Consider the following 22,346-nt stretch of genomic DNA (forward strand, 5'->3'; position numbering starts at 1 on the left):
ATCCTTCAATTTTGAATATGCGTTAAGATAATTTTAGTATGTGAAATTTTATCAAAAAAACTTACTTTATTATCGCAAACTTGATAAAAAATTTCATAATTTTTTGCTTTTAAATTTTGTTCAAAACCACAATCAGTTTTTTCTAAATTTTTACCCTGCCATAAAGCATTTGCCTTTAAAATATCACTTAAAATATCATCATAATATACATTTTTAAAAAATTTTTGATTAAACACTTTTTTATCATAACACACTGCATTGATACAAATTTTATCTTTGATTTTGAGTTCAAAAAAAGCTTGCCCTAGTTTATAAACTTCTAAATTTAAAGCATTATTTTCTTTTTTTAAAAAAGCTGCGTCATTGATTTTTATCATAGGAGAAGCAATCAAAACCATCAAGCTTTGACTCGAAAAATTTTGATTTTTCACACTACAAGCACAAAGAAAAAAAATAAAACACAGAGCTAAACAATGCTTCAAATTTGACCTTATTTAAGATTTTTAAAACTGATATTTAACTCTAAATCAAGCTCTTTTACAAGCTTCATTACAGCTTGTAAATCATCAATTTGTTTTGCTACAACACGAATTTCTTCACCACGAATCGAAGAATTAACTTTAAGTTTGCTATCTTTGATAGCTTTATTGATTTTTTTAGCATTTTCACTATCAATAGCATCGTTTGCTTTCAAATTTAAACGAAACATCGCTCCACTTTCACGAGAAAGTTCTTTAATGGCATTAGGATTAATTCCTCTTTTGATAAGTTTAGAAATCACTATATCTTTTAAAACATCAAGTTTTCCTTCGCTAGAAGAACTGAGTTTAAAAATACTCTCTTTTTCATTTAAATCAATCTCACACTTAATTCCTTTTAAGTCATAACGACTATCAAGTTCTTTTTTAGCTTGTTCAAAAGCATTTTTTAACTCTTGTTTATCTAAAGCTGCTGAAATATCAAAACTATGTTCACTTGCCATTTTCTATCCATTCTTTTAAATTATTATAAACTATATCCATTAAGGCATTTAAAGCTTCCTTACTCGCCCATGCAACATGAGGGGTGATAATAAGATTTTCTTTATTTTTAATGCTTAAAAGCGGATGATTTTTCATCATAGGTTCAATTTCTAAAACATCAAGCCCTACACGAATATTTTTTTCATCTATGATTTTAGCTAAATCATTTTCATTGACAATCCCACCTCTTCCTACATTAATCAAAATCACATTATCTTTTAAAAGCTTTAATTCTTCAAAGGTAAGTAAATTTTTAGTTTTTTCATTTAAAGGTGCGTGGATACTTATAATATCGCAAGTTTTTAATAGATCTTTTAATTCCAAATGTATAAAATCTGCGTTTTTATTAGCTCCACTCGTAGAATAATAATAAATTTCAGCTCCAAAAGCCTTTGAAATTTTTGCCACTTCTTTACCTATGGTTCCTAAACCTATAATACCATGTTTTTTACCACTTAAGGTGTTTAAAATTCTACTATAATCTGTAAAAATAGGACTTTCACACCATTTACCCTCTTTGCTCCATTTGTCATAATAAGGTATTTGATTTAAAAAAGCAAACATAAACGCAAAAGTATGTTGCACCACACTCATAGTAGAATACCCAGCAGCATTTTTTACAATAATACCTTTTTCTTTAGCATACTCAATATCGATATTATTAACCCCTGTTGCAGTTTCTAAAATGAGTTTTAAATTTTTACAAGCATCAATCACATCTTTATCAATTACAACCTTGTTTGTCATGGCGACATTAGCATCTTTTAAACGCTCTATGGTTTGCTCTTTATTTGTTGTAGTATAAATTTGCAAAGAACCAAATTTTTCAAAAACACTTAAATCATAATCCCCTAAAGTTGCCGCATCTAAACAAACAATTTTCATTTCTAATCCTTTATAATATGTCCTACAAATTTAGAATAATTATCAAGCACAAGTCCTCCTTTTCTAAATCCTAAGCCACACCCTTCATAAGCAAAGAAAACACCTACTTGATAGTATTCGTTTTCACATGAATTAAACTCTACATATTCTTGATAAATAGCCTTATTATTCCCATAAGGACCTACATTTTCATGTAAAGTTTTTCCATCTTTAATTATACTGATATTTGCGCCTTCTCTACCAAAAACAGGTTTTTTAACATAGTTTTTACCTTCCAAAGGAGTATCTTTTGTTTCTAAAAGTAATGGATGATTTGGATAAAGTTCCCATAGAATTTTTAAAATTCCCTTAGATTGAAATAAAAGCGTATAAGCAGGATTTAAAATAATTGCTCTTTGATTACGCATAATTTGAGTTAAAAGCATGGCAAGTTCACCCTCTTCTATGGCTATATCTTCCCAAGGAATAAGCTTAAACCAATACTCATAATTTTCACCCTCTTTAAAAACACCCTCTTCACTAAATTCCACCTCATCTACAAAGGAAAAATTAGTTTGAAAACCTGCTTCATTGGCTATATGAGAAAGTAATTTTGTAGTGATTTCTTCTTCTTTACTTCCTGCAACACTTGAAAAAAGAATTTTCCATCCTTGATAATGCTCTTCAAACCCTTCAACACTTTCATCAAGGGTAATAAGTCTTTTAAAATTATCCATCAAACTTTCATAAATGCTGTTAAATTGTGCACTTTCATCCATTCCATTTTGTTTTAAAAGCGCCCATTGTAAAATCGCACTTTCAAAAAGAGCAGTAGGGGTATCAGCATTAAATTCTATAAGTTTTATAGGCTTGCCATCAAGTCCACCCGCTAAATCAAAACGCCCATATAAATGCCAATGCACTTCATTTTCCCAACTCATCTTAATCGCATCAATAAGATTAAAAGGAATTCCAAGCTCATCAAAACGATCATTATCAATCACTTCTTGCGCTGCAGCAATAAACATATCATAAAGTTCATTTACTGCTTCATAATAAGCATTAGCTTCGCTTTCTTTAACACAAACTAACTTATTGCTAATATAATCACTTCCATCTTCATCTGTATGCCAAGAAAAACCTATATTTTCTAAATAATCTTTTTGAAGTTTATCTACTTGTAGTAATTGCATTATTTATCCTTAAGAGCCAAAAGAGGAACTAGAACTTGCAGCTTTAGAGCCTCCGCCAAAAAAACCTGATTTTTTAGCACTTGAAGTAGAACTTGTTGTGCCTGCTTTATTAAAACTATTAACACTCCTTTGATAAGCACTTTGATTTGAAAAAGCACCGCGTTGTTGATTAGCAAAATTTTGATTATTGAAAAGTTTTGAACCTATCCAACTTCCCAAAATAGCACCTGCAGCACTTGCGAGTAAAGTTTCTCCTAAACTCAATCCCCCACTACTAATTTGCCCATTATCTTTAGTTAAATTTGAAGTTCCATTGTCAATTTTAGCTGCTTCTTCTTTAATCAAAGCATCCATTTCTTCTTTGGATAAAATTCTTTCTGTACCATTAAGATCTTTTAAAACTACCCTTGTTTCATCACTTGGATATTGATCTTTGATTTTATACTGCCCTGGAGCTGTTTCTTCGATAATTACAAAAGCTCCTTGAGCATTAGCTGCTTGATTTAAAGTATCTGCATTGTCATTATTACTTCCACAACCTGCTAAAGCACCTCCAGCAACAGCTGCTAAACCACCTATCATACCAATTTGAATGATTTTTTTGATTTTTTTCATAGAGTTTATCCTAAAAACAGAAAATTTAAATTTAGAAATTTTAACAAAAAATAATAAATACTTTTTAATTTAATACCAAATGAAGTTCGTAGATATAAAAAAAGCCCTTTCGGGCTTTTGGGTTAGAGTCTTGACTCGTAGCGTCTAAGCATATAAAGTCTTTTAAGCATTTTTTTGCGTGCTGAAATTTTTTGTTTTTTGCGAATTTCAGTCATAGGCTCGAAAAATCTTCTTGCTCTTACTTCAGTTACAACTAGATTTCTATCTACTTGTTTTTTGAATTTACGATACGCTTCATCAAAAGACTCGTTAGGATGCACCTTGATTCCTGGCACAGTCCTCACCACCTTTCTGTGTAAATTTTTGTTGTGAAATATAATTATAAAACACTTCTTATTAATTCTAACTTAGAAAGCATTTAAAAATTGTTTTAGTTTTTATCGGTTATAATCCTTAATTACAAAGTGCTAAAAAATTATAATTAAGGTCTAAAAATGCAAGGACACATTACAAACTATACAAAAAAACGATATTTTGTATATTTAATTGCAAGTATTATCATATTTGCCCTACCTTTCATAAGAATTAATGAGAATCATTTTTTTCTTTTAAGTTTTGATCATTCTAAATTAAACCTATTTTTTATTTCTTTTTCAACACAAGAATTTTATCTCATGCCTTTTATTCTTATATTTCTTTTTTTATTTATTTTTTTTATTACAACTTTAGGTGGAAGAATTTGGTGTGCTTGGAGTTGTCCACAAACGATTTTTAGAGTTATATATAGAGATATCATACAAACTAAATTTCTTAAAATTCGCAAAAATATCAATAACAAACAAAAAGAATATGGGGGGCAATATTTTAAAAAATTTCTTGGAGTAATAATTTTTTATTTTATATCTTTAGTTGCTGTTAGTAATTTACTTTGGTACTTTATTCCTCCTGAAGATTTTTTCAATTATATTCAAAATCCTGGCGAGCATCTACTTTTACTTGGAATTTTATTTTGTGCTAGCTTACTTTTTACTTTGGATATTACCTACTTACAAGAAAAATTTTGTGTTTATGTCTGTCCTTATGCAAGAATACAATCTGTAATGTTCGATCATGATACAATGCAAGTGATCTACGATGAAAAACGCGGGGGCTTGATCTATGATGGACACACCAAACTTCATAAAAAACCGCCTGAGGGAGAATGCATAGGTTGTGAAGCCTGTGTTAGCATCTGTCCAACTCATATTGACATACGCAAAGGAATGCAACTTGAATGTATTAATTGTCTTGAATGTGCCGATGCTTGCTCTAAGGTACAAAGCAAATTTAATCGTCCAAGTTTGATCAATTGGACAAGTGCAAAAGCTATTGAAACGCGTTCTAAGGTTCATTATTTAAGATTTAGAACGATAGCATATTTTATAGTTCTTTTAATTGCTTTATTGGCTTTAATCATCATGGGAAGCAAAAAAGAAAGCATGCTTTTAAATATCAATCGTAGTAGTGAATTATATAATATTTCAAATGTTAAAGGTGAATTAGTCATTTCAAATGCTTATACCTTTTTGTTTCAAAATACAGATTCTAAACCTCATGAATATTATTTTACAGCAAATTTAGAAGGAATAAATGATGGAATTGAAATCATAAGACCAAACAAACCTTTTAAATTAAAAGCAGGAGAACAAGTCAAAAAAATAGTTGTTATCAGGGCTACAAAAAATTTAGCAAATAATGATAAAAAAGATGTAATCTTTCCTTTACATATAAAAGCTTACGCAAAGGATAATGAAAAAATTTCGGTTTTTAGAAAAAGTATATTTGTATACCCTAAAAGCACTCTTATAAAGGATAAAAATGAACTCAAATAGAACACCATCACAAAAAGTTTTAGCCAGACAAGAAAAAATCAAAGCAGTGGCCTTAGAGCTTTTTTTAACAAAAGGATACCAAGAAACAAGTTTGAGTGATATTATTAAATTATCCGGAGGATCTTATTCTAATATTTATGATGGTTTTAAAAGTAAAGAAGGGCTATTCTTTGAAATTTTAGATGACATATGTAAAAAACACTTTCATCTTATTTATTCCAAAACACAAGAAATTGAAAATGGCACTTTAAAAGAAATTTTAACTTCTTTTGGTTTAGCTTTTATAGAAATTTTCAATCAACCAGAAGCTGTAGCTTTTGGTAAAATTATCTATTCTCAAGTTTATGACAAAGATAGACATCTTGCCAATTGGATAGAAAATAATCAACAAAATTTTTCCTATAACATACTTATGGATTTTTTCAAGCAACAAAATAATTCTTATATGAAAAAAAATGCAGAAAAACTTGCTGTTCTTTTTTGTACTATGTTAAAAGAACCTTATCATCATCTTAATGTTTTAATTAATGCTCCTTTGAAAAATAAAAAAGAACAAAAAGAACATGTTGAATTTGTTGTAAACGTTTTTCTAAATGGGATCAATGGCTCCAAAGCTTAAAAATAATTTTATTAACCAAAATTAAGATATAATTAGCCAAAAATTTTTGTAATAAATATTACAATTTTTAATTTAATTTTTCAAGGCAAAACCATGAAATTATTTCAAAAAAATACTATTTTAGCTTTAGGTGTTGTGCTTTTACTCACTGCTTGTAGCAAAGAAGAAGCACCAAAAATACAAATGCCGCCTCAACCTGTAACAACCATGAGTGCTAAATCTGAAGATTTACCACTTAGTTTTACTTACCCTGCTAAACTTGTCAGCGATTATGATGTCATTATAAAACCTCAAGTTAGTGGCGTAATAGTAAATAAACTTTTTAAAGCTGGGGATAAGGTAAAAAAAGGACAAACATTATTTATTATAGAGCAAGATAAATTTAAAGCTAGTGTTGATTCGGCTTACGGACAAGCTTTAATGGCTAGAGCAACTTTTGAAAATGCAAGCAAGGATTTTAATCGTTCTAAAGCTCTTTTTAGTAAAAATGCAATCTCTCAAAAGGAATACGACTCTTCTCTTGCTACATTTAACAATTCAAAAGCTAGTCTAGCAAGTGCTAGAGCACAACTTGCAAATGCAAGAATTGATCTAAATCATACCGAAATAAAAGCTCCTTTTGATGGTACTGTAGGAGATGCTTTAGTTAATATAGGAGATTATGTAAGTGCCTCAACAACTGAACTAGTTAGAGTTACAAATTTAAATCCTATTTACGCAGATTTCTTTATTTCAGATACAGATAAGCTAAATTTAGTCCGCAATACTCAAAGTGGAAAATGGGACTTAGACAGCATTCATGCAAATTTAAATCTTAATGGAGAAACCATTCAAGGCAAACTTTATTTTATTGATTCGGTTATAGATGCTAATAGTGGAACAGTAAAAGCCAAAGCCGTATTTGATAACAACAACTCAACACTTTTACCAGGTGCTTTTGCAACAATTACTTCAGAAGGTTTTATACAAAAAAATGGCTTTAAAGTGCCTCAAATAGCTGTTAAACAAGATCAAAATGATGTTTATGTTCTTCTTGTTAAAAATGGAAAAGTAGAAAAATCTTCTGTACATATAAGCTACCAAAACAATGAATACGCCATTATTGACAAAGGATTGCAAAATGGCGATAAAATCATTTTAGATAACTTTAAAAAAATTCAAGTTGGTAGTGAAGTTAAAGAAATTGGAGCACAATAATGTTTTCTAAATTTTTTATCGAAAGACCTGTTTTTGCTTCAGTTGTTGCAATTATCATTTCTTTAGCTGGAGTCATAAGTCTTACAAATTTACCTATAGAACAATATCCTTCTTTAACTCCTCCTACAGTTAAAGTAAGTGCAACTTACACAGGAGCTGATGCACAAACCATTGCTTCAACAGTTGCAAGTCCTATCGAAGATGCAATCAATGGCGCGGATAATATGATTTACATGGATTCAACTTCAAGTTCTTCAGGAACTATGAGTTTGACTGTCTATTTTGATATCGGTACAGATCCTGATCAAGCCACCATAGATGTTAATAATAGAATTTCAGCCGCAACTGCAAAAATGCCAGATGCAGTTAAAAAACTTGGAGTAACAGTTAGAAAAACTTCCTCAACAACACTTGCTGCAATTTCTATGTATTCAAGTGATGGTTCAATGAGTGCAGTAGATGTATATAACTATATCACTTTAAATGTGTTAGATGAGTTAAAAAGGGTTCCAGGAGTTGGAGATGCAAATGCTATAGGAAATCGTAATTATTCTTTAAGAATTTGGCTCAAGCCTGATTTATTAAATAAATTTGGAATCACAGCTACTGATGTAATTTCTGCGGTTAATGACCAAAATGCCCAATACGCAACTGGTAAAATTGGCGAAGAACCTGTAACTCAAAAATCCCCTTATGTTTATTCAATCACTATGCAAGGAAGATTGCAAAATCCTAGTGAATTTGAAAACATTATTTTAAGAACAAATGATGATGGATCATTTTTAAGACTTAAAGATGTAGCTGATGTGGAAATAGGATCACAACAATACAGCTCACAAGGACGATTAAATGGCAATGATGCAGTTCCGATTATGATCAATCTTCAATCAGGGGCAAACGCATTGCATACAGCAGAACTTGTTCAAGCTAAAATGCAAGAACTTTCAAAAAATTTCCCAAAAGGTTTAACATATAAAATTCCTTACGATACAACAAAATTTGTAATAGAATCAATCAAAGAAGTTGTTAAAACTTTTGTTGAAGCTTTAATTTTAGTTATTATTGTTATGTATATGTTCTTAAAAAATTTCCGTGCAACCCTTATTCCTATGATAGCTGTACCTGTTTCATTGTTAGGAACTTTTGCTGGACTTTATGTTTTAGGTTTTAGTATTAACCTACTTACGCTTTTTGCTTTGGTTTTAGCCATAGGGATCGTTGTAGATGATGCGATCATAGTTGTAGAAAATATCGATAGGATTTTACATGAAAATGAACAAATAAGCGTAAAAGATGCTGCCATTCAAGCGATGCAAGAAGTTAGCTCTCCGGTTATTTCAATTGTTCTTGTGCTTTGTGCTGTTTTTGTACCAGTTTCTTTTATATCAGGTTTTGTTGGAGAAATTCAAAGACAATTTGCTCTTACCTTAGCTATATCTGTAACTATATCAGGTTTTGTTGCTCTTACCTTAACACCTTCTTTATGCGCACTCTTTTTGCGACGTAATGAAGGAGAACCATTTAAATTTGTAAAGAAATTTAATGATTTTTTTGATTGGAGCACCTCTGTATTTAGCGCAGGAGTAGCATATATTCTAAAAAGAACCATTCGTTTTGTTTTAATTTTTTGTATTATGCTTGGAGCGATTTTTTATCTTAATAAAGCTGTGCCAAATTCTTTAGTTCCCGAAGAAGATCAAGGTTTGATGATTAGTATTATCAACCTTCCTTCAGCTTCAGCACTCCATAGAACAATTTCAGAAGTTGATCACATAAGCCAAGAAGTTTTAAAAACTAATGGAGTTAAAGATGCAATGGCTATGATAGGATTTGATCTTTTTACAAGTTCACTCAAAGAAAATGCCGCTGCAATGTTTATAGGTTTGCAAGACTGGAAAGATAGAAATGTAAGTGCTGATCAAATTATAGCCGAACTTAATAAAAAATTTGCTTTTGATCGCAATGCTTCAAGTGTATTTATAGGCTTACCTCCTATACCTGGATTGAGTATCACAGGCGGTTTTGAAATGTATGTTCAAAACAAAAGCGGAAAAAGCTATGATGAAATACAAAAAGATGTAAATAAACTTGTTGCTGCGGCCAACCAAAGAAAAGAACTATCAAGAGTAAGAACAACACTTGATACAACTTTCCCTCAATACAAGCTTATAATTGATAGAGATAAATTAAAACACTACAATCTTAACATGCAAGATGTTTTTAACACGATGAATGCAACTATAGGCACTTATTATGTTAATGATTTTTCTATGCTAGGTAAAAACTTCCAAGTAAATATCCGCGCAAAAGGTGATTTTAGAAATACACAAGATGCATTAAAAAATATTTTTGTAAGATCAAATGATGGAAAAATGATACCACTTGATTCTTTCTTAACTTTACAAAGAAGTTCAGGGCCTGATGATGTAAAACGATTCAACCTTTTCCCAGCGGCACAAGTTCAAGGTCAACCCGCACCAGGTTATACTTCAGGTCAAGCTATAGAAGCAATTGCTCAAGTAGCAAAAGAAACTTTAGGGGATGATTATTCCATAGCTTGGAGTGGATCAGCTTATCAAGAAGTTTCTAGTAAAGGAACAGCAAGTTATGCTTTTGCTTTAGGTATGATATTTGTCTTCTTAATTCTAGCTGCCCAATATGAAAGATGGCTTATACCTTTAGCAGTTGTAACAGCTGTACCTTTTGCGGTATTTGGATCATTTTTATTGGTATATTTAAGAGGATTTAGCAATGACATATATTTTCAAACAGGACTTTTGCTCTTGATTGGACTTTCAGCTAAAAATGCTATCTTAATCGTAGAATTTGCAATGGAAGAGCGCTTTAAAAAAGGCAAAGGAGTTTTTGAAGCAGCTGTTGCAGCAGCAAAACTTCGTTTTCGTCCTATCATAATGACTTCTTTGGCATTTACTTTTGGGGTCTTGCCAATGATTTTCGCAACAGGAGCAGGAAGTGCTTCAAGACACTCTTTAGGAACAGGGCTTATTGGTGGAATGATCGCAGCATCAACTTTAGCGATATTCTTTGTGCCTTTATTTTTCTATCTTTTAGAAAATTTTAATGAATGGCTAGATAAAAAAAGAGGTAAGGTTCATGAATAAAATAATTTCAATTAGTGCTATAGCAAGTTTTACTCTTTTGATTTCAGCTTGCTCTTTAAGTCCAAATTTAAATATTCCCGAAGCAAACTATAGCATTGATAATAAGCTTGGAGCCTTATCTTGGGAAAAAGAAAACAATAGCTCTATCACAAAAAATTGGTGGAAAGACTTTGATGATGAAAATTTAAATAAAGTGGTTGATTTAGCACTTAAAAATAATAATGATTTAAAACTTGCCTTCATACACATGGAACAAGCTGCTGCTCAATTAGGCATAGATTTTAGCAGTTTATTGCCAAAATTTGATGGTAGCGCAAGCGGTAGTCGTGCAAAAACAGCTATAAATGCTCCAAGCAATCGAACCGGGGAAGTAAGTTACGGTAATGATTTTAAAATGGGGCTTAATTTAAGCTATGAAATCGATCTTTGGGGAAAATATCGCGATACATATCGCGCCTCAAAATCAAGCTTTAAAGCAAGTGAGTATGATTATGAAGCTGCAAGACTTTCTGTTATTTCAAATACAGTTCAAACTTATTTTAATCTTGTAAATGCTTATGAAAATGAAAATGCTCTTAAAGAAGCCTATGAATCTGCAAAAGAAATTTATAGGATCAATGATGAAAAATTTCAAGTTGGCGCTGTAGGTGAATATGAACTTGCTCAAGCAAGAGCCAACTTAGAAAGTATGGCTTTGCAATATAATGAAGCAAAATTAAATAAAGAAAATTACCTTAAAGCTTTAAAAATTTTAACTTCAAATGATTTAAATGACATACTTTACAAAAATCAAAGCTATCAAGTTTTTAATCTTAAAGAATTTGACATTCCAACTGGAATTTCAAGCACCATCTTGCTTCAACGTCCAGATATTGGCTCTTCTTTAGAAAAATTAACTCAGCAAAATTATCTTGTTGGAGTAGCTCGCACGGCTTTCTTACCTAGCCTTTCTTTAACAGGATTATTGGGATTTGAAAGTGGGGATTTAGATACCTTGGTTAAAGGAGGTTCTAAGACTTGGAATATAGGTGGAAACTTTACTCTGCCTATTTTTCATTGGGGTGAAATTTACCAAAATGTAAATTTAGCTAAGCTTAATAAAGATGAAGCTTTTGTAAATTATCAAAATACTTTGATTACTGCTTTTGGAGAAATTCGCTATGCTTTAGTAGCTAGAAAAACTATACGCTTACAATACGATAATGCACAAGCAAGCGAACAATCTTATAAAAGAATCTATGAAATTGCTAAAGAACGCTATGATATAGGAGAAATGTCTTTGCAAGATTATTTAGAGGCGCGTCAAAATTGGCTTAATGCTGCGGTTGCTTTTAATAATACTAAATATTCTTATGCCAATTCCATAGTAGATGTAATCAAAGCATTTGGTGGAGGATTTGAGCAAAGTGAAGATACGAGTAAAAATATAAAAGAGGAATCAAAAAATTTAGATATGTCTTTTAGAGAATAGTTTGTTCTATTCTCTAAATAAATTAAAAATCTTTGTCTAAATCTGCATCTGTAATTTCATAAGCCTTGTAAATAGCAGGCAATAATTTTCTTATAGCATAATCAAAATGATAAAATTGCTTATATACCTCTTCTGGATTTAAATTTTTAGCATTCTTAAAATCAAATACTTCAGTATTATTGATTTTGGCAATATTTTCATCAAAATAAGAGTAAAACTCTGCTCTTTGTTTAAACAAAGCATTTAAATTTTGAACAATTTTGGCTTTATCCATTTTTATATCCTTTTTAAATAATTTAAAAACTTAATCCCATTTTTTATTTAAGAAATAAAAAATTTACTCCTATTTTAGCTAAAAATTGATAAAGTTATGTCTTAAATATTTTAATATATAGGCCACTTATGAATTTATTTCAAAATTTAGCTTTAAAATACTCTCATACTATGATGGAAAAATCTCTTCAAAAAGGTTTCAATGTCGAACTTTTAAAACAACCCAAAGAAAAAACTCCAAAACAAGATAAAAGCTACATGCTTTATGCTCATGTACCTTTTTGCCACACTTTTTGTCCTTATTGTAGCTTTCATAAATATTATTATGATGAAAATTTAGCCAAAGTATATTTTCAAAATCTTAGAGAAGAAATTAAAATCATGAAAGATAAAGGTTTTGATTTTACCTCCATGTATGTAGGTGGTGGTACAACACTGATTAATGAAGAGGAATTATTAAAAACCTTAGAACTTTGTAAAAAATTATTTAATATAAAAGAAATTTCATGCGAAAGCGATCCAAATCATATTGATCCAAATAAACTTTCTATGTTTAAAGGTATAATCGATCGTTTAAGTTGTGGGATTCAAAGTTTTGATGATGAAACTTTAAAAAAAGTGGCAAGATACAATAAATTTGGTTCATCTAAAGAACTTCAAGAAAAAATTTCAAAAGCTTTAGGAATTTTGCCTATTTTTAGCATAGATCTTATTTTCAATCTTCCAGGACAAAGTGAAAAACAACTTTTAAATGACTTAGAAATTGCTAAAAATTTAGCCCCACAACAAATCACAACCTATCCTTTAATGAAATCAAATCTTACTAAAGACAATATCGCTAAAAGTCTAGGTGTAAGCATTAAAGATAATGAATTTGCTTATTATCAAATCATACGCGAATTTTTTAAAGACTATACCCAAAACAATGGTTGGAGTTTTTCTTTAGAAAAAAACAAGCTTAATGACGAATATGTCAGTTCTCATCATGAATATCTAGGAGTGGGCAGCGGGGCTTTTAGCTTTTTAAATGGGGAGCTTTTAATCAATGCATTTAATCTAAATGATTATGCTAAATTTATACAAGAAAAACAAAATGCTAATATAGCCAAAGCTTGTTTTGATAAAAAAGAAATTATCAAATATGTCTTTTTAACTGAAATTTTTTCAGGAAAAATAGAAATTGATCAATTTAATAAAACCCTAAATTGCAACCTCGAAAAAGAACTTTTCATAGAACTTTTAGGGCTTAAAACAAGTGGTGCCATCATAAAAGATCAAAATGCTTTAATCGCAACTGAATTTGGTCAATATCTTTTTGTGGTTTTAATGAAAGATTTTTACACAGGAATGGATCTTGTGCGTGCAGTATTTAGAGATGATAAGCGTCTTAAAAATAAAGATTATATCGATATCATGAAAGAAAATATTGATCCGCTTAACTCCGCTAGTATGGAATTTAAAGCGGAGACAAACTAAAAGGGACGAACAACCATCATTAAAGCGATAATAATAAACATTATAGTCGGAAATTCATTATAAATTCTAAAGTATTTCCCACTTTTAGCAGAAGTATCATTTGCTAAAGCTTTTAAACAATAATAATTATGTATATGAAAAATAATCAAAAGTGTAACACAGGTAAGTTTAACATGCATAAAACCCGCACCTACCATTAAAACTTCCTTATGAGCATGTAACATTAAACTTCCTGTGATTAAAGTCACAATCATTGCAGGAGTTTGTATATAAAAATAAAGTTTTCTTTCTTGAATTTTTACAATCTCGACAAAACCTTTATTGTCTTTATGTTCAGCATGATACACAAAAAGACGAGGTAAATAAAAAAGTCCAGCCATCCAAGAAACAAATGCCAAATAATGCACCCATTTAATCCAAAAATAATAATCATTAATCCATTCTGTCATCTTTTTTCCTTTTTTTAAATATTTCTTGTATTAAAATCAAAGCCACACTTATATTTATCATGACATCTGCAACATTAAAAATAGCAAAATTAAACCATTTATGCCAAAAAAACATATCCACTACACCTCCATGTATAAAACGATCCAATAAATTTGAAACGCCAGCACCAAGCATCATTCCAAAAGCTATACTATGAGTTTTTAAAAGTGTTTTTTGCCAAAAAAGATAAATAAAAAGCACGACAATTAAAGCAAGATGTAAATATTTTAAATTATGTTCTAAAAAACTCAACATTGAAAAAGCTACGCCTGTATTTAGAGCATAAGTTAAATCTAAGTATTCACTCTGCCATCTAAGTCCTGCTAAAGTTAAGGATTTTACCCATTGATCAAGGACAAAAACCAAAACAAAGGCACCCCAAAAATAAAAAATAAATTTAAAAGTTTTAGCCATTTAAAGCTTTCTTAAAAAACTCCACAACATTTTTCATTTCTTTTTCTAAGAGCTTAATATCTTTGGCTTCTAGTAAAAGTCTTATCAAATTTTCTGTTCCAGAATAGCGAAATAAGGTATTGATATTTTTATTTTCTAAATCTTTTTTTAATTCTTTTAAACCTTTGATTTTATCTAAATCTTTTTTTTCTGCAATTTTAAGATTGGTTAAAAGCTGAGGATAAGGTTTGACTTGACCCAAAATAGAGCTTGCAGATTTTTTCTTAGAAAGCATTAAAGCACTAAATTGCAAAGCAGCTATCAAACCATCTCCAGTTTTTGCATAATCACTAAAAATAATATGCCCACTTTGCTCTCCGCCAAAATTTCCACCATTGGCTTTTAATTTTTCAAGCACATATTTATCGCCCACATTACAAGTATCAAGTTCTATACCATGTTTATTTAAAAACTCTTTTAAAGCACCATTACTCATTATAGTGGCTACAACACTTGATTGTAATTTACCTTGTTCTTTAAGATAAAGTGCTAAAACCCCTAATAAACTATCTCCATTAGCCACTTCGCCTTTTTCATCTACAACCACCAAACGATCTGCATCACCATCAAAAGCAAAGCCCACATCTGCACGCAAACGCTTTACCTCAGCAACTAAATTTGCAGGATGTAAAGCTCCACAATTTTCATTGATATTAAGTCCATTAGGTTTATCGCTCATTACTATAACTTCAGCACCTAATTCCTTAAAAACAGTAGGTGCTACCTTATAAGCTGCCCCATGAGCCACATCTAAAACCACACGCAAAGACTTTAAAGTAAGATCTTTTGGAAAAGAATTTTTAATAGAAACAATATACCTTCCTATAACATCATCAATTCTTTTTGCTTGACCAATTTTTTCCATATCCACCTTAGAGGCTTGTATAAGCTTATCATCAAAATAAATTTCTTCTATTTTTTTCTCTATATCTTCACTGAGTTTATTTCCATGAGCATCAAAAAATTTAATACCATTATCATAATAAGGATTGTGAGAAGCTGAAATCATAATCCCTGCGTCACAACGCATATCTTCAGTTAAGAATGCAATCGCAGGAGTTGGCATAGGACCAATTTGTATAACATTATATCCTATAGAAGTAAGCCCTGAAACAATAGCATTTTCTATCATATAACCACTTCTTCTTGTATCTTTTCCTACTAAGATATTATTAGTAATACTTTTATCTTTAAAATAAATACCTGCAGCCATTGCTAAACGCATAGCCAAAAAACTATCTAAAAATTCACCCGCTTTTCCACGAACTCCATCAGTTCCAAAAAGTTTCATTGCAAACCTTTCTAGCAAAAATTTAAAGACAATTATAACAAAGCCAAGATAAAGAAATTTAAACAAGCTCTAAAAATAGAGCTTGCTTGGAACCTTATAGTTCAGGTTTAGGAGTTTTTTCAGTAGAAATAGGAAGTTGTGGATAAACAATTGCTGGTTTTGTTCCTGTTAAAGATTTTAAGAAAGTTTCAATACTTTTTGCTTCTTTATCAGAAATTTTAATGCCAAGTTGCACGCTACCCATTTCCTTAATAGCATCTTTTAAATTCCAAATCGCACCATTGTGGAAATATGGGGCAGTTTCAGCAACATTTCTTAAAGTTGGAGTTTTTACCATACCATTTGCATCACCTTTAAAATCGCCTAAATTTGCAAATTTATATTTACCAGCAACTTCAAACGCTTGCATATTGCCACCTAAATTCACACCGTTATGACAAGCTACACAACCTTTATCTATAAAAAGTTTTAAACCTTGTTGCTCTTCTTTTGTTAAAGCTTTTTCATCGCCTTCTAAAAATTTATCAAAACGAGATGGAGTGATCAAAGTTCTTTCAAAATTTGCAATTGCATCAGCAATATTGTCAAAATTTACACCGCTTTTACCATAGATTTTTTTAAACTCACTCACATATTCAGGCAAAGATGAAATTTTTTCTACTGCAAGTTTAGCAGGAGTTGCCATTTCAGGATCAGCTTGGATTGGACCTTTAGCTTGATCGGCTAATGTTCCTGCACGACCATCCCAAAATTGAGTATTATTTAAAACTGCATTATAAACTGTTGGTGAATTTAAATGATGAGGATTTGCTGTCCATTTATGACCTATTGCAGTACTGATTCCATCTGTTCCACCAAGTCCTACATTATGACAGGTATTACAAGAAATAATACCACTTTTTGAAAGACGTGGTTCAAAATAAAGCTTTTTGCCAAGCTCTGCTTTTTCAAGAGTAAATTCACTAGCCTTTACTCCATTTTGCTTTAAAATTTCATCAACGCCTTTTTGATCTTTTGGTAAGGCAACAAGACCTGAATTTTTAGCTTCATCTATAAGACTTGCAGCATTTAAGCTTGAAAAAGCAACTAAGGATGCGATTAGCAATGATTTTACTTTCATTTACAAACTCCTATTAAAGATAAATTAAAATAAAATAATAATCATTTAGAGCTTAAATAAAGATAAATATTATTAAAAAATATTTACAATTAATTAATACTATTTTTATCCTATAAAAATTATTTTTGTTTATTTATTTTCATAAGATATAATTTTTAGTTATAAATCTTAAAATTTTAAGATGATTTGAAAAGGATATTATGGAAAATTTAATAATTTACGCTTTTATATATCTTTTAGGTTCAATCCCTTTTGGGCTAATCCTAGCTAAATTTTTTGCTAAAACTGATATCAAAAAAGAAGGTTCAAAAAGTATAGGGGCAACCAATGTTTTAAGAGTAGTAAAAGAAAAAAATCCTAAACTAGCAAAAAAACTTGCCATTGCTACAATAATTTTAGATTTTGCAAAAGCAGCTATTCCTTTACTAATCTTGAAATTTCTTCATTATGATCAAGCTTTGCTTTGGAGCGTCGCAGTTTTGGCTATTTTTGGACACTGTTTTTCAATTTACTTGTTATTTGAAGGAGGAAAAGGCATAGCAACAGGAGCAGGCGCTATGATAGTTTTACTTCCATTGGAAGTGCTTACAGCATTTATTGTGTGGGTAGTTATTGGAAAAATTTTTAAAATATCTTCGCTAGCTTCTTTAGCAGCGTTACTTGCTTTTGTTATAAGTTCTTTTATATTTAATTATGACTTAGAAATTCATACACATGCACCCGTTTTCATTATCGCTTTTATTATAGTATATAAACATCTACCTAATATTAAAAGATTGATTTTTAAAGAAGAATGCAAAGTCATATAAAAATAAAATTTCACTTTAAGTGTATCATTGGTATATTAGATTTCGAAAGAAGGAAAAAACAAAAAATTATTATCAAGCTTAAAGCTAAAGCAAATGAATTTTTAAATTATGCAGAGGTAATTGCCAAAATTAAAACATGGTATAAAAAAGAAGAATTTTACACCCTTGAAGAGTCTTTAGACTTTGTAAGCTTAAATTTAAAAAAAGATTTTCCTAATTTAACCAATCTTAACATAAAAATTTTCAAACCCCATATAATAAAAAATGCTACAGTTGGGGTTAAATTGAAAAAAAAATATTAATTTTTTTTTAAAGATATCTAAACATTTACTTAAGCTATGATATAATTCTTTAAATTTTTCTTAATAAGGATAGAACAAATGAGAATTTTAGTTATAGAAGATGAGATTAGCCTAAATAAAACAATTATAGACAATCTTAATGAATTTGGTTATCAAACCGATTCTTCTGAAAATTTTAAAGATGGAGAATACTTTATCGGCATTAGACATTATGATTTAGTTTTAGCAAACTGGACTTTACCTGATGGAGATGGGGCAGAACTTGTTAATACTATTAAACATAAATCTCCAAGAACTTCAGTTATGATTATGTCTTCAAAAACAGACAAAGAAACAGAAATCAAAGCTTTGAAAGCTGGAGCTGATGATTTTGTTAAAAAACCTTTAGATTTTGATATTCTACTCGCAAGAATTGAAGCAAGACTAAGACTTGGCGGAACCAATGTGATTAAAATTGAAGACTTAGTTATTGATCCAGATGAGGAAAAAATTACTTATAAAGGTCAAGATATAGAACTTAAAGGAAAACCTTTTGAAGTTTTAACGCACTTAGCAAGACATTCGGATCAAATTGTATCCAAAGAACAACTTTTAGATGCCATCTGGGAAGAACCTGAGCTAGTAACTCCAAATGTTATCGAAGTAGCTATCAATCAAATTCGTCAAAAAATGGATAAACCATTAAATATATCTACCATAGAAACAGTTCGTCGTAGAGGATACCGTTTCTGCTTCCCTAAAAAATCTTAACAATTTTGCACCTTCGGTGCAAAAAATTTATCTTTATTTCTATTTTTATATTTTATTTAAGTTTGGTTATTGTATAAACTAAAATTATTTTTTAAATTTTTGAAAGGTTATGATGTCTCTTTTAATTACAAAAGACTGCGTATGTTGTGATGCTTGCAGAGAAGAATGTCCTGATGAAGCTATTTATGAAAATAGTCCAATTTATGTAATAGACCCTGATCTTTGTTCAGAGTGCGTTAATGATTTTTCAGAGCCTGCCTGTATTGTTGCTTGCCCATATGAATGTATCATTCCTGATCCTGATAATGTAGAAACTATAGAAGAATTAAAACTCAAACATAGAGATAGAGAATTTTAATGGCAAAAAAAACAGCCGTTGTTGATCTTGGCTCAAACTCCATTAGAATGGTGATTTTTGAAAAAACTTCTAGATATGGCTTTTATACAACTTGCGAATACAAACGCAAAGTAAGACTTGGAGAAAATGCTTATAATAATGGCAAAATTCTCCAAGAAGAAGCCATGCAAAGAGCCGAAGATGCCTTAGCTTTTTTCAAACAATGCGCTTTAAAGCATAAGTGCAAAAAAATATTTATAGTAGGCACATCAGCCTTAAGAGATGCCCCAAATTCAAAAAATTTCATTAAAAGAATCAAAGATAATCTGTCTTTAAATATACGCTGTATAGATGGAAAAAGCGAAAGTTACTTAGGTGGTCTTGCGGCTTTAAATTTATTAAGTCCTTTTAAGGATGGAACCACTTTAGACATAGGTGGTGGTTCTAGTGAATTGTGTTTAATAAAAAATAATAGAATTATTTCTTGCATATCTCTTGATATTGGCACTGTTAGGCTAAAAGAATTGTTCTATGATACTGGAAAAATGGATTCTTTAGAAGAATTTATAAAACCAATTTTAGAACAAATTCCTAAAGAATTTTGCAATCAAAACCTTATTGCAATAGGTGGAAGCTTAAGAGCAATATCTAATTCCATCATGCAAAAAAATTCCTATCCACTGAAAAATTTACATGATTTTCGCTATATGCTAGATGAAGAAAAAGGACATATTTTAAAAATTTTTAATTCAAACTTAGACTCTTTAATCAATTTTGGCATAAAAAAGGATCGTTTTGATACCATTAAAGAGGGTATATTTATTTTTTTAAAGATTGCGGAAAAAATAAAAGCCAAACAAGTTATCACGAGTGGGGTTGGAATCAGAGAAGGAGTTTATTTGCAAGATTTACTTCGTCCTAAAATCACTTTTCCACCAAATTTCAATCCTAGTTTAAAATGTTTACAAGATAAATTTTTACAATCAAAACAAAAAAATAAAACTCCACATTTTGCTCTGCAAATTTTTACAACCCTTAAAAATCTTCATAAACTTAATGATAACTATAAGCATACTTTACTAAATGCTGCCAAATTATGCCATATTGGAGAATATTTAAATTTCTATTTTGCTAATGAACACTCTGCTCATTTTGTACTAGGTGGATTAAATTATGGATTTTCACATAAAGAAAAAGCTTTAATTGCTAGCATTATTAAGCTTAATGGAAAAAAAGTTAATCCTTATAATCTTGAACCCTATAAGCAACTTTTACCCAATATTTATACCATTTCATGGCTTAATTTTATTTTGTGCCTAGCTAAAACTTTAAGCACAAATGAAGATAAGATTGATTTTGCTTTTGCAAACAATACTCTTTATATATATCAAGAAAACAAAATTCTTAATTTACCTAAAGATGAGCTCAAAAAAATTGCAAAACCAGCTACCATAGCATTAGCAATCAATCAAAAAATTTAAGATTTTTTACCTTTTTGACGCTGCTCTATAAGATTTTGAATTCTTTTTTTATTCTCTTCAAAAAAAGAATCAAAATTTTTCTCTGTTTTTTCTGTATGTTTTATTGTTTGTTCCTCTGGAATTTCAACACTTTCTAAAAGCACATTGGAATTACCTATTATCATTGTATAACGTTTATTAGCGTGATCAAAAACAACAAGTTGATTATTTTTATCTAAAAATCTTTGGAAAATCATAGTAAAATCTCTAGAAACATTGTTATTTTTATAAACCATAGTCTTTTTAAACCACCAAAGCACTATTAACAAAATAACTAAAATCAGCATTACTAAGATATAATTTGTATAATCATACCCTTCTAAACTTGTACTTTTTGGTTTAGGCATTAATTCTTGAGAATTATTCGCAGTTGTTGTAGGTACAGATTCGATATTTGCTTTCCCTTGCTCTATAGCTCGTATCCTTACTCCAAATTTATCATTGATAGAGCTAAGTTCTAAATTAGTATTTTGTTTGTTTTGTAGCATAATATAGGTATTATTATTTTTAGAACTAATACTAATTTTATCTACAAGTTGAGAGTTAAGTTCTTTTAATTCATCTTTAGAATACGTTAAATCACTAAAAGTTAAAAGAGTTAAATTTTTTTCTTTTTTTTGAGAAATCTTGCCATTATAAGCATTATCAAAAGAAAGCATTAAATCTACTCGGTCATTTCTATCGTAGATATTATAACTAATCAACTCAACACTATATAAAGGTAAAATTAAAAAAAATAATACTAGCAATCTCATTTAAATTTCTTTTTTAAAGTATTGAAGCACAGTCTTAGAATCCAAAATTTCATTAATTCTTATAGCGAGATTTTTTTCATAAACCATAACCTCGCCTTTGCCAAAAATTCTTTTATTGATATAAAGCTCAACGCTTTCTCCAGCAGGCTTTTCAAGATCAATAACCGAGCCTACTTCAAGTTTTAAAAGCTCCGCTACACTCATATTTGTAGTTCCAAGCTCGCTTACAAAATCTACTGTAATATCTAAGATATCTTCATAAGATTGTAAAAGCCCATGATGAATGTTAAACTCTATATCATCGCTCATTATTTGCAATATCCTATTCTAAAATAACAATTTTCAAATTTATAAGTTAAAGTTTCATCTAGAACTATTTCAGAAAAATCAACTTTTCCTAAATATTCCGGAATTCCGAGTTTATACTCGTCATCACCCTTGGCATCATTTAACAAATTTTTAGCATAACCTATAATCTGATTGGCACATTCTTTAGTTAAATCGCACCAGTCATCTTCTTTAAATTTTTCATCATTAATTAAAATTTCTGCAATTTTTTTTAAAAATTCTTTTGGAAAAAATAAATAAAAATTACATTCTCCTTCGCTTTTGCCCATGATAGGAATACTCGCTCCATAAAGTTCACCGCTTATATCTTGAGCCGCTTCAATGCGAAGTCTTAAGATATGCTCGCAAAAATGAGTGATGGAATACTCAAGAATCTTTAACATAGCTACCACCTTTATAAAAAACTTAATTTAAAATTATAGTAAATATAAAATAAAAATATGTTTTAA

Annotated in this window: 25 protein-coding genes; 11 read left to right on the forward strand and 14 right to left on the reverse strand. The window is 30.0% G+C overall.

The features are described from left to right. Nucleotides 1-5 precede the first annotated feature (5 nt). The 6 genes from ELQ04_RS05290 to rpsU all read right to left on the reverse strand — a co-directional run bounded on the left by ELQ04_RS05290 (nt 6) and on the right by rpsU (nt 4,029). On the reverse strand, nt 6-482 hold the full coding sequence (locus ELQ04_RS05290) for a hypothetical protein (RefSeq protein WP_002854442.1): 477 nt from the start codon (nt 480-482) through the stop codon (nt 6-8). An 8-nt stretch (nt 483-490) separates the two neighbouring features. Then, nucleotides 491-982, reverse strand: coding sequence for a YajQ family cyclic di-GMP-binding protein (locus ELQ04_RS05295; RefSeq protein WP_002861136.1), 492 nt, complete (start codon nt 980-982; stop codon nt 491-493). Then, the gene (locus tag ELQ04_RS05300) at nt 972-1,907 is read right to left on the reverse strand and encodes a D-2-hydroxyacid dehydrogenase (RefSeq protein ID WP_002937020.1); all 936 of its coding nucleotides are present in this window, start codon (nt 1,905-1,907) and stop codon (nt 972-974) included. The genes ELQ04_RS05295 and ELQ04_RS05300 overlap by 11 nt, the downstream gene beginning before the upstream one ends. 2 nt (nt 1,908-1,909) lie before the next feature. Beyond that, a complete protein-coding gene (locus ELQ04_RS05305) occupies nt 1,910-3,079 on the reverse strand; it encodes a glutathionylspermidine synthase family protein (RefSeq protein ID WP_002937019.1) in 1,170 nt (389 codons plus the stop codon). A gap of 9 nt (nt 3,080-3,088) precedes the next feature. Next, nucleotides 3,089-3,694, reverse strand: a complete 606-nt coding sequence (locus ELQ04_RS05310; RefSeq protein ID WP_002866630.1) for a UPF0323 family lipoprotein — start codon at nt 3,692-3,694, stop codon at nt 3,089-3,091. A gap of 122 nt (nt 3,695-3,816) precedes the next feature. After that, nucleotides 3,817-4,029, reverse strand: coding sequence for a 30S ribosomal protein S21 (gene rpsU, locus ELQ04_RS05320; RefSeq protein ID WP_002780697.1), 213 nt, complete (start codon nt 4,027-4,029; stop codon nt 3,817-3,819). Between the two features lie 159 nt (nt 4,030-4,188). On the opposite strand from rpsU, the gene ccoG reads away from it, so the two are divergent. The 5 genes from ccoG to cmeC all read left to right on the forward strand — a co-directional run bounded on the left by ccoG (nt 4,189) and on the right by cmeC (nt 11,974). Then, on the forward strand, nt 4,189-5,565 hold the full coding sequence (gene ccoG, locus ELQ04_RS05325) for a cytochrome c oxidase accessory protein CcoG (protein ID WP_002937013.1): 1,377 nt from the start codon (nt 4,189-4,191) through the stop codon (nt 5,563-5,565). Next, entirely contained in the window at nt 5,552-6,184 is a 633-nt protein-coding gene (gene cmeR / locus ELQ04_RS05330; protein ID WP_002866632.1) for a multidrug efflux system transcriptional regulator CmeR, read from the forward strand. Before ccoG ends, cmeR begins: the two co-directional genes overlap by 14 nt. A 93-nt stretch (nt 6,185-6,277) precedes the next feature. Beyond that, complete coding sequence (gene cmeA / locus ELQ04_RS05335) at nt 6,278-7,381, forward strand: multidrug efflux RND transporter periplasmic adaptor subunit CmeA (protein ID WP_002937012.1); 1,104 nt, start codon at nt 6,278-6,280, stop codon at nt 7,379-7,381. After that, on the forward strand, nt 7,381-10,503 hold the full coding sequence (gene cmeB, locus ELQ04_RS05340; protein ID WP_002866634.1) for a multidrug efflux RND transporter permease subunit CmeB: 3,123 nt from the start codon (nt 7,381-7,383) through the stop codon (nt 10,501-10,503). Before cmeA ends, cmeB begins: the two co-directional genes overlap by 1 nt. Next, nucleotides 10,496-11,974, forward strand: coding sequence for a multidrug efflux transporter outer membrane subunit CmeC (cmeC, locus tag ELQ04_RS05345; protein WP_002866635.1), 1,479 nt, complete (start codon nt 10,496-10,498; stop codon nt 11,972-11,974). The genes cmeB and cmeC overlap by 8 nt, the downstream gene beginning before the upstream one ends. Before the next feature lie 22 nt (nt 11,975-11,996). Here cmeC and cmeU read toward each other — a convergent pair whose 3' ends face one another. After that, complete coding sequence (cmeU, locus tag ELQ04_RS05350) at nt 11,997-12,248, reverse strand: CmeU family protein (protein ID WP_002857293.1); 252 nt, start codon at nt 12,246-12,248, stop codon at nt 11,997-11,999. A gap of 128 nt (nt 12,249-12,376) precedes the next feature. Between cmeU and ELQ04_RS05355 the strand changes: the two genes are divergently transcribed. Then, on the forward strand, nt 12,377-13,723 hold the full coding sequence (locus ELQ04_RS05355; protein WP_044778211.1) for a coproporphyrinogen III oxidase family protein: 1,347 nt from the start codon (nt 12,377-12,379) through the stop codon (nt 13,721-13,723). Here ELQ04_RS05355 and hemJ read toward each other — a convergent pair. The 4 genes from hemJ to ELQ04_RS05375 all read right to left on the reverse strand — a co-directional run bounded on the left by hemJ (nt 13,720) and on the right by ELQ04_RS05375 (nt 17,076). After that, nucleotides 13,720-14,172 carry a protoporphyrinogen oxidase HemJ gene (gene hemJ, locus ELQ04_RS05360; protein ID WP_002892830.1) on the reverse strand — a complete coding sequence of 151 codons (453 nt, stop codon included), beginning with the start codon at nt 14,170-14,172 and terminating at the stop codon, nt 13,720-13,722. The genes ELQ04_RS05355 and hemJ overlap by 4 nt on opposite strands. Next, the gene (gene lspA, locus ELQ04_RS05365; RefSeq protein WP_002877495.1) at nt 14,156-14,626 is read right to left on the reverse strand and encodes a signal peptidase II; all 471 of its coding nucleotides are present in this window, start codon (nt 14,624-14,626) and stop codon (nt 14,156-14,158) included. The genes hemJ and lspA overlap by 17 nt, the downstream gene beginning before the upstream one ends. Then, nucleotides 14,619-15,956 (reverse strand): phosphoglucosamine mutase, encoded by a 1,338-nt coding sequence (glmM, locus tag ELQ04_RS05370; RefSeq protein ID WP_002937007.1) that lies wholly within the window; start codon nt 15,954-15,956, stop codon nt 14,619-14,621. The genes lspA and glmM overlap by 8 nt, the downstream gene beginning before the upstream one ends. A gap of 94 nt (nt 15,957-16,050) precedes the next feature. Next, a complete protein-coding gene (locus ELQ04_RS05375) occupies nt 16,051-17,076 on the reverse strand; it encodes a cytochrome-c peroxidase (RefSeq protein ID WP_002937005.1) in 1,026 nt (341 codons plus the stop codon). A 200-nt stretch (nt 17,077-17,276) separates the two neighbouring features. Here ELQ04_RS05375 and plsY point away from each other — a divergent pair, with 200 nt between their 5' ends. The 5 genes from plsY (at nt 17,277) to ELQ04_RS05400 (ending at nt 20,755) form a co-directional block, all read left to right on the forward strand. Beyond that, the gene (plsY, locus tag ELQ04_RS05380) at nt 17,277-17,885 is read left to right on the forward strand and encodes a glycerol-3-phosphate 1-O-acyltransferase PlsY (RefSeq protein ID WP_002860289.1); all 609 of its coding nucleotides are present in this window, start codon (nt 17,277-17,279) and stop codon (nt 17,883-17,885) included. Continuing rightward, nucleotides 17,870-18,187 (forward strand): dihydroneopterin aldolase, encoded by a 318-nt coding sequence (locus tag ELQ04_RS05385; protein ID WP_002937002.1) that lies wholly within the window; start codon nt 17,870-17,872, stop codon nt 18,185-18,187. The genes plsY and ELQ04_RS05385 overlap by 16 nt, the downstream gene beginning before the upstream one ends. A gap of 78 nt (nt 18,188-18,265) precedes the next feature. Beyond that, on the forward strand, nt 18,266-18,937 hold the full coding sequence (gene hsrA, locus ELQ04_RS05390; RefSeq protein WP_002857553.1) for a homeostatic response regulator transcription factor HsrA: 672 nt from the start codon (nt 18,266-18,268) through the stop codon (nt 18,935-18,937). 112 nt (nt 18,938-19,049) lie between these two features. After that, a complete protein-coding gene (locus ELQ04_RS05395) occupies nt 19,050-19,295 on the forward strand; it encodes a YfhL family 4Fe-4S dicluster ferredoxin (RefSeq protein ID WP_002854647.1) in 246 nt (81 codons plus the stop codon). Beyond that, nucleotides 19,295-20,755: a Ppx/GppA phosphatase family protein gene (locus tag ELQ04_RS05400; protein WP_002936990.1), complete on the forward strand. Its 1,461-nt coding sequence runs from the start codon at nt 19,295-19,297 to the stop codon at nt 20,753-20,755. Before ELQ04_RS05395 ends, ELQ04_RS05400 begins: the two co-directional genes overlap by 1 nt. Here the strand turns inward: ELQ04_RS05400 and ELQ04_RS05405 are convergent. From ELQ04_RS05405 to ELQ04_RS05415, 3 genes are read right to left on the reverse strand one after another with little or no spacing between them, the layout of a single operon-like run. After that, nucleotides 20,752-21,549 (reverse strand): hypothetical protein, encoded by a 798-nt coding sequence (locus ELQ04_RS05405; protein WP_044778210.1) that lies wholly within the window; start codon nt 21,547-21,549, stop codon nt 20,752-20,754. The genes ELQ04_RS05400 and ELQ04_RS05405 overlap by 4 nt on opposite strands. Continuing rightward, the gene (gene fliN / locus ELQ04_RS05410) at nt 21,550-21,858 is read right to left on the reverse strand and encodes a flagellar motor switch protein FliN (RefSeq protein WP_002824739.1); all 309 of its coding nucleotides are present in this window, start codon (nt 21,856-21,858) and stop codon (nt 21,550-21,552) included. Continuing rightward, nucleotides 21,858-22,280: a chemotaxis protein CheX gene (locus ELQ04_RS05415; RefSeq protein ID WP_002936986.1), complete on the reverse strand. Its 423-nt coding sequence runs from the start codon at nt 22,278-22,280 to the stop codon at nt 21,858-21,860. The genes fliN and ELQ04_RS05415 overlap by 1 nt, the downstream gene beginning before the upstream one ends. Nucleotides 22,281-22,346 lie beyond the last annotated feature (66 nt).

The organism is Campylobacter sp. CH278 (assembly GCF_004378845.1).
GTDB classification, from domain to species: Bacteria; Campylobacterota; Campylobacteria; order Campylobacterales; family Campylobacteraceae; genus Campylobacter_D; species Campylobacter_D jejuni.

Excerpts from the sequence above, each read along its gene's own strand:
- ELQ04_RS05385 (WP_002937002.1), top strand. The coding sequence starts at position 17,870 with ATGCAAAGTCATATAAAAATAAAATTTCACTTTAAGTGTATCATTGGT.
- cmeC (WP_002866635.1), top strand. The coding sequence starts at position 10,496 with ATGAATAAAATAATTTCAATTAGTGCTATAGCAAGTTTTACTCTTTTG.
- ELQ04_RS05415 (WP_002936986.1), bottom strand. The coding sequence starts at position 22,280 with ATGTTAAAGATTCTTGAGTATTCCATCACTCATTTTTGCGAGCATATC.
- plsY (WP_002860289.1), top strand. The coding sequence starts at position 17,277 with ATGGAAAATTTAATAATTTACGCTTTTATATATCTTTTAGGTTCAATC.
- ccoG (WP_002937013.1), top strand. The coding sequence starts at position 4,189 with ATGCAAGGACACATTACAAACTATACAAAAAAACGATATTTTGTATAT.
- ELQ04_RS05400 (WP_002936990.1), top strand. The coding sequence starts at position 19,295 with ATGGCAAAAAAAACAGCCGTTGTTGATCTTGGCTCAAACTCCATTAGA.
- cmeA (WP_002937012.1), top strand. The coding sequence starts at position 6,278 with ATGAAATTATTTCAAAAAAATACTATTTTAGCTTTAGGTGTTGTGCTT.
- cmeU (WP_002857293.1), bottom strand. The coding sequence starts at position 12,248 with ATGGATAAAGCCAAAATTGTTCAAAATTTAAATGCTTTGTTTAAACAA.
- ELQ04_RS05375 (WP_002937005.1), bottom strand. The coding sequence starts at position 17,076 with ATGAAAGTAAAATCATTGCTAATCGCATCCTTAGTTGCTTTTTCAAGC.
- ELQ04_RS05405 (WP_044778210.1), bottom strand. The coding sequence starts at position 21,549 with ATGAGATTGCTAGTATTATTTTTTTTAATTTTACCTTTATATAGTGTT.
- fliN (WP_002824739.1), bottom strand. The coding sequence starts at position 21,858 with ATGAGCGATGATATAGAGTTTAACATTCATCATGGGCTTTTACAATCT.
- ELQ04_RS05300 (WP_002937020.1), bottom strand. The coding sequence starts at position 1,907 with ATGAAAATTGTTTGTTTAGATGCGGCAACTTTAGGGGATTATGATTTA.
- hemJ (WP_002892830.1), bottom strand. The coding sequence starts at position 14,172 with ATGACAGAATGGATTAATGATTATTATTTTTGGATTAAATGGGTGCAT.
- lspA (WP_002877495.1), bottom strand. The coding sequence starts at position 14,626 with ATGGCTAAAACTTTTAAATTTATTTTTTATTTTTGGGGTGCCTTTGTT.
- cmeR (WP_002866632.1), top strand. The coding sequence starts at position 5,552 with ATGAACTCAAATAGAACACCATCACAAAAAGTTTTAGCCAGACAAGAA.
- ELQ04_RS05305 (WP_002937019.1), bottom strand. The coding sequence starts at position 3,079 with ATGCAATTACTACAAGTAGATAAACTTCAAAAAGATTATTTAGAAAAT.
- ELQ04_RS05310 (WP_002866630.1), bottom strand. The coding sequence starts at position 3,694 with ATGAAAAAAATCAAAAAAATCATTCAAATTGGTATGATAGGTGGTTTA.
- ELQ04_RS05395 (WP_002854647.1), top strand. The coding sequence starts at position 19,050 with ATGTCTCTTTTAATTACAAAAGACTGCGTATGTTGTGATGCTTGCAGA.
- ELQ04_RS05295 (WP_002861136.1), bottom strand. The coding sequence starts at position 982 with ATGGCAAGTGAACATAGTTTTGATATTTCAGCAGCTTTAGATAAACAA.
- ELQ04_RS05355 (WP_044778211.1), top strand. The coding sequence starts at position 12,377 with ATGAATTTATTTCAAAATTTAGCTTTAAAATACTCTCATACTATGATG.
- glmM (WP_002937007.1), bottom strand. The coding sequence starts at position 15,956 with ATGAAACTTTTTGGAACTGATGGAGTTCGTGGAAAAGCGGGTGAATTT.
- cmeB (WP_002866634.1), top strand. The coding sequence starts at position 7,381 with ATGTTTTCTAAATTTTTTATCGAAAGACCTGTTTTTGCTTCAGTTGTT.
- hsrA (WP_002857553.1), top strand. The coding sequence starts at position 18,266 with ATGAGAATTTTAGTTATAGAAGATGAGATTAGCCTAAATAAAACAATT.